Source organism: Veillonella tobetsuensis, from assembly GCF_001078375.1.
GTDB classification, from domain to species: domain Bacteria; phylum Bacillota; class Negativicutes; order Veillonellales; family Veillonellaceae; genus Veillonella; species Veillonella tobetsuensis.
Genome location: NZ_BBXI01000017.1, coordinates 67,109 through 81,084 on the forward strand (window position 1 = coordinate 67,109; position 13,976 = coordinate 81,084).

The 13,976-nt window shown below is 42.2% G+C and carries 1 protein-coding gene and 1 pseudogene; both read right to left on the reverse strand.

Features of this window, described 5'->3' with window-relative positions; translation table 11 throughout:
- Positions 1-10: 10 nt before the first annotated feature.
- Positions 11-13,153: a YadA-like family protein gene (locus VEI_RS07455; protein ID WP_431197044.1), complete on the reverse strand. Its 13,143-nt coding sequence runs from the start codon at positions 13,151-13,153 to the stop codon at positions 11-13.
- Positions 13,145-13,261: pseudogene (locus VEI_RS10630) on the reverse strand (hypothetical protein); the annotation flags it as partial. The gene VEI_RS07455 and the pseudogene VEI_RS10630, both read right to left, overlap by 9 nt.
- Positions 13,262-13,976 lie beyond the last annotated feature (715 nt).

Here is a 13,976-nt window from a genome sequence, read left to right on the forward strand (position 1 = left end):
ATTATTAGAATTAATGAATCTTAGATAGAATCATATCTACCTTGCGTTGCATATCTTCGTTTTGTTGACGAAGGGCTTCATTTTCAGCAGCTTGTTTTTGAACAATTGCTTGCAATGCTGTCACTTCATCTTGCATTACGTAGATAGAACTGATAGGACCACCTTTATATCGATCTGGAATAGCTTTCTTTTCAGGGCTATATCCAAATTTGTGGGTTACACCAGCATTTACGATACCATCGTGGCTATCCAAGGAAACACCTAAGTTAAACATAGTGTTTTCATTAGTGTAATGAGCCACACCAAGTGCTACAGCTGTTTGGGATTTATAATTACCAATACCAGCCATAATTTGTGTTGGTTCCAATGGATCGTATTGAATTGGTTTCAATGCAGCCAATGCGGCAGCACCTGCACCAGCCTTATACGCATAAGACTTAGCAGCATTACTGGATGCACCAGCAATATTTTGCAACGCTTGGTCCATTTGTGCTTTATTAACTGCATCACCAGCATGAGTAGCAGCACCAATATTATTGATTTGTTTACCACCCATATCTAGATTACTATTGATGGATACATTACCAGGGTTAGAACCACTACCAGCATTAAGCGTAATAGTAGGAGCACCAGTACCACCACTAATAGAAGTAATACCTGTCAATGCAGGATTCAATTTGTAATTAATTACACCAGAGTTGGCTGGATCCGCTGTAATTTGAATATTGCTATCACCTTTGAAATCAAAACCAGTAGTCAACGCTACAGAATTTTGCGTACCACCATTAGCCTTGTATTTAATATTACCTGTGCCTGCAGTTGCAGTACTAATAGCGGCATTCATTTGACCCAAGTTAACGGCTTCATCATTATTAGCAGCATTAGCTAAACCACTGATACGGTTAGTATTCTTATCAATTACTACATTACCAACAGTGACTTTATCGAAGGAAACATCTTTCTTAGTAGCAATGGTAATATCTTTACCAGTATTCGTAACCTTGATATTATCGCCATCGTTGAAAGTAACTGTATCTCCACCTTTTACAGTTTCAGGTGTACCGCTATTAACTTTCACATTCCAAGCAGCTGTATCCTTAATAACTTGTTTACCAGCATTATCAATATTGCTCAAATCCTTCTTAGCTGCATTATTAGCAGTCGTTGTAGCATTATTGATTTGTGCACGTGTTGCAGCATCAAGACCTACTGTAATACTTTGACCACTTGCATTCGTTTCAATACCATTTGTACCAGTGATGGTCAATGTTTGACCATTGCTTACACTACCAGTACCTGTGTTACCAGCCGTATTGAATCCTACGTTAGCCGTAGCATTAGAAATCGCATTATCCATTTGTTGTTTATTAACAGCGGAATTAGGCGTTGTACCAGCAGCCACATTTTTAATTTCTGTATTACCAGCGTTGATGCCACCAGTTGTGATGGAAATAGGAGCCGCACCAGTTGTACTTGGTGTAATTGTCATACCGCCACCGTTGATAACAGTTGTGCCACTAGGTGTTGTGAAAGTAGCACTGCTTAAGCCAGTTAATGCTTTGGCCATGCGAATGTTCAATGTGCCTGTTGCAGCATCACCAAGAACTGCGATGTTGCCAGATGTAAGATCAGCTGCTGTTGTAGAAGCACCACCCTTGATGTTAAGTTTTTCACCATGTTTACGTGTAACAACAGTTGCATCATCACCACCAAAATCATGTTTAGCATCAGTTGTTGCTTTGTTAACAGCATTAGTAATCGCTGTATCCATTTGTGTCTTGTTAACAGCAGAGTTACCAGATGTAGCAGGACCTACATTTGTAATTTCCTTACCACCTGCATCGATACCATTATTCTTATCGATAACTACGCCACCAACAGTGACTTTATCGAAGGATACGTTTTTAGCGGTACCAATCGTAATGGAACGACCTGTATTCGTAATAGCAATGTTATCGCCATTGATGAAGTTAACAGTGTCGCCACCAGCTACAGCTGTTGTACCACCGCCATTGGTTTCTACATTCCAAGAAGCGGCAGATTTTGCAAGATTTTGGATATATGTATTACCAGCAGTAGACAAGTTGGACAAGTCTTTATTAGCGGAGTTTTCAGCAGCCGTTACAGCAGCACTCAACTTAGCAGTTGGAGCAATGGTCACATCATCACCTGTTGCAGATGTTGTAATGAGTGCGTTCGCACCAGTATCACCTTTAATGTTGAATTTGATACCACCAGTTGTGCTTAATTTCTTAGCTGTTGTTGTACCGGAATCACTACCTAAGGATACTTTGTTATCACCTAATGTAGTTACAGAATCAGTAGCGGCTTTCACAGCATCATCCATTTGTTTCTTATTAACAGCAGCATCATCTGTGGTTGCTTTACCAACGTGTTTGATTTCTGTATTACCAGCGTCAATGCCAGATCCTGCGATAGTCACTGTGTGTGTACCATCAGTGAAGGCAGCAGATGTTAAACCAGTCAATGTTTTAGCAAGACGGATATTCAATGTACCTGCACCATCGGATACAACACCGATATTACCGGTTGTCAAATCAGCTGTATTAGTTACGCCACCTTTAACGGATAATACTTCACCATGTTTACGAACAGATGTTGCACCTGTATCGCCATCGAATTTGTGTTCTGCATCAGCAATAGCTTGTGCTGTATCAGTTTTGGATTTAGTGATAGCATCGTTAATAGCGGATGCTACATTTTGTGTAGTGGCTACGCCATCAGCACCAGCGGCACCGCCTGCACCTGTTGTACCAGCTGCACCAGCTTGACCAGCTGCATTGACTACTAGATTACCAGTCTTCACATCTACATTGTATGTTTTTACACCACCAGTAGTGGAATCAGTTACATTAGCAAGACCCGTGCCTGTCACCTTAACAGCATCTTGTGCTGCTGTTTGTGCTACGGCTTTAACAGCATTTTCAGAAACAGCCACTTCGTATGTTTCACCCTTAGCTGTACCAGTTTGACCTGTTACAGTAACAAGGTTATTGTCACCAGTCAAGGTCTTAGCAACTACTTTTTCAGTAGAGGTTGCAGCTGTTTGTGCATTAGCAATAGCTGTATCCATTTGTGTTTTATTAACAGCAGAGTTACCAGATGTAGCAGGGCCTACATTTGTAATTTCCTTACCACCTGCATCGATACCATTATTCTTATCGATAACTACGCCACCAACAGTGACTTTATCGAAGGATACATTTTTAGCTGTACCAATTGTAATGGATCGACCTGCATTGGTAATAGCGATGTTATCGCCATTAATGAAGTTAATAGTGTCGCCACCAGCTACAGCCGTTGTACCTGCACCATTGGTTTCTACATTCCAAGAAGCAGCTGTTTTAGCAAGGTTCTTGATGTAGGTATCGCCAGCAGTCGACAAGTTGGATAAGTCTTTATTAGCAGAGTTTTCAGCAGCAGTTACAGCAGCACTCAACTTAGCAGTTGGAGCAATGGTTACATCATCACCTGTGGCAGATGTTGTAATGAGTGCGTTTGCACCAGTATCGCCTTTGATGTTGAATTTGATACCACCAGTTGTGCTTAATTTCTTAGCTGTTGTTGTACCAGAATCACTACCTAAGGATACTTTGTTATCCCCTAATGTGCTGATGGAATCAGTGGCTGCCTTCACAGCGTCATCCATTTGTTTCTTGTTAACAGCAGCATCATCAGTAGTTGCTTTGCCAACGTTCTTAATTTGTGTATTGCCAGCATCGATACCAGAACCATTTAACTTAACAGTGTTAGTACCATCTGTAGCAGTTACACCAGCAGGTGCTACTGTTGTTGTATTCGTACCATCAGTTGTTGTCATGCCACCTTTAGTGATAGTCGTTGTGTTACCAGCACCATCCGTAATTGTAGAGGAAGTACTAGTTACAGTTTGTGTATTACCAGCACCATCTGTATAAGTAGCAGATGTTAAACCGCTTAATACTTTAGCGAGACGGATGTTCAATGTACCAGCGCCATCGGATACAACACCGATATTACCTGTTGTCAAATCAGCAGGAGCTGTTACGCCACCTTTGATGGATAAGACTTCACCGTGTTTACGTACAGATGTTGCGCCTGTATCGCCATCGAATTTGTGTTCTGCATCAGCAATAGCTTGTGCTGTATCAGTTTTGGATTTAGTGATGGCATCGTTAATAGCGGTTGCTACATTTTGTGTAGTCGCTACGCCATCAGCACCAGCGGCACCGCCTGCACCTGTTGTGCCAGTTGCACCAGCTTGACCAGCCGCAGTGACTACAACGTTACCAGTCTTCACATCTACATTGTATGTTTTTACACCACCAGTAGTAGTATCAGTTACTGTGGCAAGATCTGTACCAGTTACCTTAACAGCATTTTGTGCTGCAGTTTGTGCTACTGCTTTAACAGCGTTTTCAGAAACAGCGACTTCGTATGTTTCACCTTTAGCTGTACCAGTTTGACCTGTTACAGTAGCAAGGTTATTATCACCAGTTAATGTCTTAGCTACTACTTTTTCAGTAGATAAGGATCCACCAGCGGCAGCAGTGATAGCGGCATCCATTTGCGCCTTATTAACCGCTGCATCAGCAGTAGTACCAGTAGCCACACCTTTGATTTCCTTATTACCAGCATTGATACCAGCTGTTGTCATGGAAATTGGAGATGCACCAGTTGCACTAGGTGTAATAGTTACGCCATTACCATTAATAACAGTGGAATCACCACCAGCATTAGTGAAGGATGCAGATGTTAAACCACTCAATACTTTTGCAAGACGGATATTCAATGTACCTGCACCATCGGATACAACACCGATATTACCAGTTGTCAAATCAGTAGTAGCCGTTACACCACCTTTAACGGATAAGACTTCACCGTGTTTACGAACAGAGGTTGCGCCTGTATCGCCATCGAATTTGTGTTCTGCATCAGCAATAGCTTGTGCTGTATCGGTTTTGGATTTAGTGATGGCATCGTTAATAGCAGATGCTACATTTTGTGTAGTGGCTACGCCATCAGCACCAGCGGCACCGCCTGCACCTGTTGTACCAGTTGCACCAGCTTGACCAGCCGCATTAACTACAAGATTACCAGTCTTCACATCTACATTGTATGTTTTTACACCACCAGTAGTGGAATCAGATACCGTAGCTAAACCTGTGCCAGTAACCTTAACAGCATCTTGTGCAGATGTAGCTGCCAAGTTTTTGATCACTGTTTCACCAGCAGGAGAAATGTTGGACAAGTCTTTATCAGCAGATTTTTCTGCAGCTGTTACAGCAGCTGTCAATTTAGCAGTTGGAGCAATGGTTACATCATCGCCTGTGGCAGATGTTGTAATGAGTGCATTTGCACCAGTATCACCTTTAATGTTGAATTTAATACCACCAGTTGTGCTTAATTTCTTAGCTGTTGTTGTACCAGAATCACTACCTAAGGATACTTTGTTATCCCCTAATGTGCTGATGGAATCTGTAGCTGCCTTCACAGCATCATCCATTTGTTTCTTGTTAACAGCAGCATCATCAGTAGTTGCTTTGCCAACGTTCTTAATTTGTGTATTACCAGCATCGATACCAGAACCATTCAACTTAACTGTGTTAGTACCATCTGTAGCAGTGACACCAGCAGGGGCTACTGTTGTTGTATTTGTACCATCAGTGGTTGTCATGCCACCTTTAGTGATAGTCGTTGTGTTACCAGCACCATCCGTAATTGTGGAGGAACCACCTGTTACAGTTTGCGTATTACCAGCTGCATCGGTATACGTAGCAGATGTTAAACCGGTTAAGGCTTTCGCCAACTTAATGTTCAATGTACCAGTTGTTGTATCACCTACTACAGCGATATTACCAGATGTAAGATCGGTTGCCGTAGTGGATGCACCGCCCTTGATGTTAAGTTGTTCACCATGTTTACGGCTAATTACAGTCGCATCATCACCAGCAAAATTATGTTTTGCATCATCTAACGCTTGTTTTGTCTTATCGATGGCAGAATTTACTACAGATGCTACGTCTTGCGTAGTGGCTACGCCATTTTTACCTTGCACCGTACCTTGTGTAGCACCATTTGCACCTACTTTACCAGTAGTGTCATCAATAACAAGCTTACCTTCGTCTACGTTCACGGTGTATGTTTTAACACCAGCAGCTGTGGCACTGCTTACAGTAGCAAGGCCTGTACCAGCCACTTTTACAGCATCTTGTGCTGCAGTTTGTGCTACCGCTTTAACAGCATTTTCAGAAACAGTTACTGTATATGTTTCATTTTTAGCAGTACCAGTAAGACCAGATACACTAGCCAAGTTGTTATCGCCAGCGGCTAATTTACCATTAGCTACAGAACCAGCCTCTACCTTTTCAATGGATAGAGCACCACCCGCAGCAGATAATACAGCGGCATCTAATTGTCCTTTGTTAACTGCAGCATCGGCGGATGTAGCATTAGCAACGCCTTTAATTTCCTTACCACCTGCATTAATGCCAGTATTCTTATCAAGAACAATACCACCAACAGTGACTTTATCGAAGGATACGTTTCTAGCTGTACCAATGGTAATGGATCGACCTGTATTGGTAATAGCAATGTTATCGCCATTGATGAAGTTCACAGTTTCGCCACCAGCTACAGCAGTTGTACCAGCACCATTGGTTTCTACATTCCAAGAAGCAGCTGTTTTAGCAAGGCTCTTGATGTAGGTATCGCCAGCAGCAGACAAGTTGGATAAGTCTTTATTAGCGGAGTTTTCAGCAGCCGTTACAGCAGCACTCAACTTAGCTGTTGGAGCAATGGTTACATCATCACCTGTGGCAGATGTTGTAATGAGTGCGTTTGCACCAGTATCGCCTTTGATGTTGAATTTGATACCACCAGTTGTGCTTAATTTCTTAGCAGTTGTTGTACCAGAATCACTACCTAAGGATACTTTGTTATCCCCTAATGTGCTGATGGAATCAGTAGCTGCCTTCACAGTATCATCCATTTGTTTCTTGTTAACCGCAGCATCATCAGTAGTTGCTTTGCCAACGTTCTTAATTTGTGTATTACCAGCATCGATACCGGAACCAGTCAATTTAACAGTGTTAGTACCATCTGTAGCAGTTACACCAGCAGGAGCAACAGTAGTTGTATTTGTACCATCAGTGGTTGTCATACCACCTTTAGTGATAGTCGTTGTGTTACCAGCACCATCTGTAATTGTGGAGGAACCACCAGTTACAGTTTGCGTGTTACCAGCAGCATCTGTATAGGTAGCAGATGTTAAACCACTTAATACTTTAGCAAGACGGATATTCAATGTACCTGCACCATCGGATACAACGCCGATATTACCAGTTGTCAAATCAGCAGGAGCAGTTACGCCACCTTTGATGGATAATACTTCACCGTGTTTACGTACAGAGGTTGTACCTGTATCGCCATCGAATTTGTGTTCTGCATCAGCAATAGCTTGTGCTGTATCAGTTTTGGATTTAGTGATGGCATCGTTAATAGCGGATGCTACATTTTGTGTAGTGGCTACGCCATCAGCACCAGCGGCACCGCCTGCACCTGTTGTGCCAGCTGCACCAGCTTGACCTGCCGCATTGACTACAAGATTACCAGTCTTCACATCTACATTGTATGTTTTTACACCACCAGTAGTGGAATCAGATACCGTAGCTAAACCTGTGCCAGTGACCTTAACAGCATCTTGTGCAGATGTAGCTGCCAAGTTTTTGATCACTGTTTCACCAGCAGGAGAAATGTTGGACAAGTCTTTATCAGCAGATTTTTCGGCAGCCGTTACAGCAGCTGTCAACTTAGCTGTTGGAGCAATGGTTACATCATCGCCTGTGGCAGATGTTGTAATCAACGCATTCGCACCAGTATCACCTTTAATGTTGAATTTAATACCACCAGTTGTGCTTAATTTCTTAGCTGTTGTTGTACCAGAATCACTACCTAAGGATACTTTGTTATCCCCTAATGTGCTGACAGAATCAGTAGCGGCCTTCACAGCATCATCCATTTGTTTCTTGTTAACCGCAGCATCATCAGTGGTTGCTTTGCCAACATTCTTAATTTCTGTACCACCTGCACTAATACCAGAGCCACCAAGAGTAACTGTATGAGTGCCATCGGTTGCAGTAATACCAGATGGAGCTACAGTCGTTGTATTCGTACCATCAGTCGTAGTTACGCCACCTTTAGATACAACCGTAGAATGACCCGCTGCATCAGAAATCGTAGAGGAACCACCTGTTACAGTTTGTGTATTACCAGCTGCATCTGTATAGGTTGCAGAGGTTAAACCAGTTAATACTTTGGCAAGTTTAATATTTAATGTGCCAGATGTTGTATCACCTACGACTGCGATGTTACCAGATGTAAGATCGGTTGCTGTAGTGGATGCACCGCCCTTGATGTTAAGTTGTTCGCCATGTTTACGGCTAATAACGGTCGCATCATCACCAGCAAAGTTATGTTTAGCATCATCTAACGCTTGTTTTGTCTTATCGATGGCAGAATTTACAACAGATGCCACATTTTGTGTAGTTGCAACGCCATCTTTACCTTGCACCGTACCTTGTGAAGCACCAGCAGCACCAATTTTACCTGTTGTATCATCAATAACAAGTTTGCCTTCGTCTACATTGACTGTATATGTTTTCACACCAGCAGCTGTAGCATCGCTAACAGTAGCAAGGCCTGTACCAGCCACTTTTACAGCATCTTGTGCGGCATTAGCAGCTACGGATTTAACAGCATTTTCAGAAACAACAACTTCGTATGTTTCACCCTTAGCTGTACCAGTTTGACCTGTTACAGTAGCAAGGTTATTATCACCAGTCAATGTCTTAGCTACTACTTTTTCAGTAGATAAGGAACCACCAGCAGCTGCAGTGATAGCAGCATCCATTTGGCCCTTATTAACAGCAGCATCAGCGGATGTAGCATTAGCAACGCCTTTAATTTCCTTATTACCAGCATTGATACCATCTGTTTTATCGATAACAACGCCACCAACAGTAACCTTATCGAAGGATACATTTTTAGCTGTACCAATTGTAATGGATCGACCTGTATTAGTAATAGCGATGTTATCGCCATCGATGAAGTTAACAGTGTCGCCACCCGCTACAGCGGTTGTACCAGCACCATTGGTTTCTACATTCCAAGAAGCAGCTGTTTTAGCAAGGTTCTTGATGTAGGTATCGCCAGCAGCAGACAAGTTGGACAAGTCTTTATCAGCAGATTTTTCTGCAGCCGTTACAGCAGCTGTCAATTTAGCGGTTGGCGCAACCGTTACATTATCGCCTGTAGCAGATGTAGTGATGAGTGCATTTGCACCAGTTTCACCTTTAATGTTGAATGTAATACCACCTGTTGTGCTTAATTTCTTAGCTGTTGTAGAGCCAGATTCACTACCTAAGGAAACAGTATTATCTGTTGCACCTTTTAATGCATCATCCATTTGTTTCTTATTCACAGCAGCATCATCGGTAGTGCCATTAGCAACATTCTTAATTTCTTTGTTACCAGCACTAATACCACTAGTCGTTACAGAAATTGGTGTTGCGCCTGTACCAGCAGGAGTTACCGTTACACCTGTAGGCGCTGTTGTCGTTGTGTTACCTGCTGCATCCGTAGTTGTGACGCCACCTTTAGATACAACCGTAGAATTACCAGATGCATCAGAAATCGTAGAGGAACCACCTGTTACAGTTTGTGTATTACCAGATGCATCTGTATAGGTTGCAGAAGTTAAACCAGTTAACGCTTTAGCAAGACGGACATTTAATGTACCCGCACCATCGGATACTACGCCGATATTACCAGTTGTCAGATCAGCAGGGGTTGTTACGCCACCTTTGATGGATAATACTTCACCGTGTTTACGTACAGAGGTCGTACCAGTATCCCCATCAAATTTGTGTTCTGCATCAGCTAATGCTTGTTTTGTTTTATCGATAGCAGAATTTACTACAGATGCTACATTTTGTGTAGTAGCTACGCCATCTTTACCTGCTGTTGTACCTTGTGTAGAACCAGCAGCGCCCACTTTACCAGTAGTGTCATCGATAACAAGCTTACCTTCGTCTACATTAACAGTATATGTTTTAACACCAGCAGCTGTAGCATCGCTAACAGTAGCAAGGCCTGTACCAGCTACTTTTACGGCATCTTGTGCAAGGGTTTTAACTTTATCAGAACCAGTTGTAGACAAGTTAGACAAGTCTTTATCAGCAGAGTTTTCTGCAGCGGTTACAGCGTTTTGTAATTTTGTGCTTGTACCAACGGAAATAGTATCGCCAGATACAGTAGTTGTAACAAGCGCATTTGCACCGCTTTCACCAACAACCTTGAGTTTACCTGTTTTAAGGTTTACAGAGCCATCGGTTGTGCCATCATTGATGGTCAATGTGGAGGAAATGCCAGCCAATGCATCGTCCATTTGTTTCTTATTAACGGCTGCATCGTCGGTTGTGCCCTTCTTAACGCCTTTGATTTCTTGATTACCAGCGTTAATGCCACTAGTGGTAATAGAAATTGGTGTAGCACCAGTACCAGTCGGTGTAACTGTCACACCAGCACCATTGATAACGGTTTGGTTACCAGTAGCATCTGTGAAAGTACCACTTGTTAAGCCGGTAAGGTTTTTAGCCATTTTGAGGCTTAATGTGCTAGTTGCCTTATCCCCCACAACAGCGATGTTACCATCGGTTACATCGGCACCAGAAGTAACAGAACCTTTAATATTTACCGTTTTACCAAGTTTTAAGCCAACGGTATCACCTGAGTCACCAGCCATGTTAATTGGCATTTTTAGAATGGTTTCAGCTGTTTTGTACAATTGAGAACCATTAACTGCATCTGTAGAGGTAGCTGTAACGGCACCCGCTGCGACGTTCTTAATTTGACGTTCTGTACCAGTGGCACCAACAGATACAATAGAACCCTTGTTAAGGCCTGTGTTACCAGCATAGCCAGCAGCTTCGAAGGTAACGCCATTAATGGTAGAATCGGTAGCCGCTGCATATTGATTAGCAGAACTTGCATTACCAAGAACTACGGCACCATCAAGACCTGTACCTACGTTTACGCCATTGCCCATCACCATAACATTAGAGGAATCTACAGAGTTACTATTACCTACTACATGAATGCCTGTTGTACCCGCTGTACCGGCAAGGTTTGTGTTACCCATGAACGTAGATTCAGAGGCTTTAATAGGATTTGTGACCGTACCATTATCGTTACCTTGTACATGTGTACCAGTTGCTGTGGTATCGATGTATGATGGATCACCGATAGCACTGGATTTATTGCCTTTTACTTCATTGCCTGTACCGATAGAGATGGATTGTTCACCTTCTGCTTTAGCTCCTGCCCCAATTGCAACAGTACGTTTATTAAGGGCTTGTGCTCCATTACCTATAGCAACACCAATAAGTGCATTTTCAGCTTTAGCACCTACACCCATAACAATACTAGCTTTACTATCTTTTGCCTCACCACCATTACCAATAACTAGCGCTTCTCCTGAATTAGTTATTTTATTCCCTGTACCTAATGAAAGTGCAGTACTAGAATCTAATAATTTATTTTTTGTACCAATAGCAATACCACCTTCAAGAGTTCCAGTTACACTAGCAGATTTAGTCATGCTATTATCAAGACCAATTGTAATTGATCTAATTGAATCAGTAATAGTACTATTACGTCCCATCGCAATTGAATCAATACTATTGTTATCAATAGTTGATGATTCACCAATTGTGATATTATAATCTGACTCATTCCTTGCAGAATGACCTATAGTAATTGCTCCACGACCAGATGACAATACATCGGCACCTAAAGCAATTCCATTGTCCCTAGTTGCCTGTGCATTAACACCACCTGCAATGGCTTTAGTACCTGTAGCCCCCGCCTTAGAACCAGAGTACCCATAGTTCGTAGTCGCATTACCTACTGCTTGTGTACCTGTACCATCATTGATATGCATATAGCTCGACATATTCTTAGACAATGTATTCGCTACGGCATATAATTGAGAGCCGTTGATACCGTCAGTCGAGGTAGCAGATACTTCACCAGCAGCAACGTTTTGGATGCGACGTTCATAATCACCAGCCCCGATTGTTACGGCACCAACGGATTGAGCACCCGCAAAGCCAGTGATTTCATCACCATTGATAGTGGCTTTGCTTACCTTACCGAACGCACCGCCTGTTGTGTTGTTACTCACAACAATGTTGCCGGTTGCATCGTATTTTTTAGTGTGAATACTTTGTTCACCTGTCAAATGGCTATCATCATCTACTAATGGATTTGGGGTGAAAGCATAGGATTCATGACCGAGGTAAACAGAGTTTCCTAATGTACCTTCTATATATCCAGTACTGACACTACCATACATACCCATATTTGTAACAGTTATAGGTGTGATAAATTTATTTTGATCTGATTGCCAAGGCAGAAGAGAACCAGTAACATGAAATTGAGTACGGGTCCGATTATCATAGGAACCTATAGCTACTGTATTCTTATGAAAAACTTGAACCCCATTACCAATAGCGATAGAGTTACTATTATCAATGTTTGTATAGATCTGTCCGGCACCAGTCCCCCCTGAATAACCAACTCGAGCGCCACCAATTGCCACAGCATCTTTTGTATTATAATCTACACTAGTACCATACCCAATAGCTACCGAGTTATCAGCACCATTCTCTGTACCGGTATTAGGGCCTATAGCCACTGAGTTCTTAGCATATGCAGAATTATAAAACCCTAGTGATACAGAACCATCACTAGCGGCATAACTAGATGCACCTAACGCTGTAGCACCAAAACCAATTGTTGATGCTGACATACCAAGAGCAGTACCACGCTCACCTTGAACGCGGGTACTATAACCTATTGCCACACCATTCTTTGAACCTGAATCTACCCTACCAAGCATAGCAATACTACTTTCAGCATCAGCATTAGACCCATATGGACCAATAGCAATAGCCGAATTACCTTGTGCTGTAGCACCCACACCTATAGCAATACCATAATTCCCCGTGGCCCCGCCTTTTTCGTTGGCCTTACCAAGGTTTGTTGTAGCATTACCTGCACCTTGAGTAGATGTCCCATTATTAACATGCATATAACCAGATATACTCTTAGACAATGTATCGGCTACGGCATACAATTGAGAACCGTTGATTCCGTCAGTAGATGTAGCAGATACTTCACCAGCAGCGACGTTTTGGATACGACGTTCATAATCACCAGCACCGATTGTTACGGCACCAACGGATTGAGCACCCGCAAAACCAGTGATTTCATCACCATTGATAGTGGCTTTACTTACCTTACCGAATGCACCACCTGTTGTATTGTTGCTCACAACAACGTTGCCGGTTGCATCGTATTTTTTAGTGTGGATACTATTTTCACCACTAGAGGCGCTTTCACCATCAGTATCTGAATTAACAGTGAAAGCAAAACTATCATGACCTAAATATACGGAATTTTCTAAAGTTCCTTCACCATATGTGGACGTCATCCCAATATTTTTAGAGCGTGGTGCAATATATCTAGTTCTATCTGTACTAAATTGATTGAATCTATTATCATCATAAGAACCAATCATTGTAGTATTATCACTCGTGATAAAAGTCCCACGACCAATAGCATTAGAGTTCTTAACGTTATTGCCCCATGTACTCTTCTTTTGTATACCACCTAATAAAGTTAAAGAATCATCTGCTTCTACAGTCGTATTGTTTCCAGCAGTTGTCGCACCTATAGCAACACTACCAGTTCCTGCCACATTTCTATTCGCACCTATAGCAATGCTCATTTCATTAGCATTAGTTTGAAACCCCATTGCAATGATATGTACCCCCTTTACTGGACAACCAGTAAAGGGGGTATTTTCATGAGATATAGTTATGAATTTAAAAAGAAAGCAATTGAATTATTTA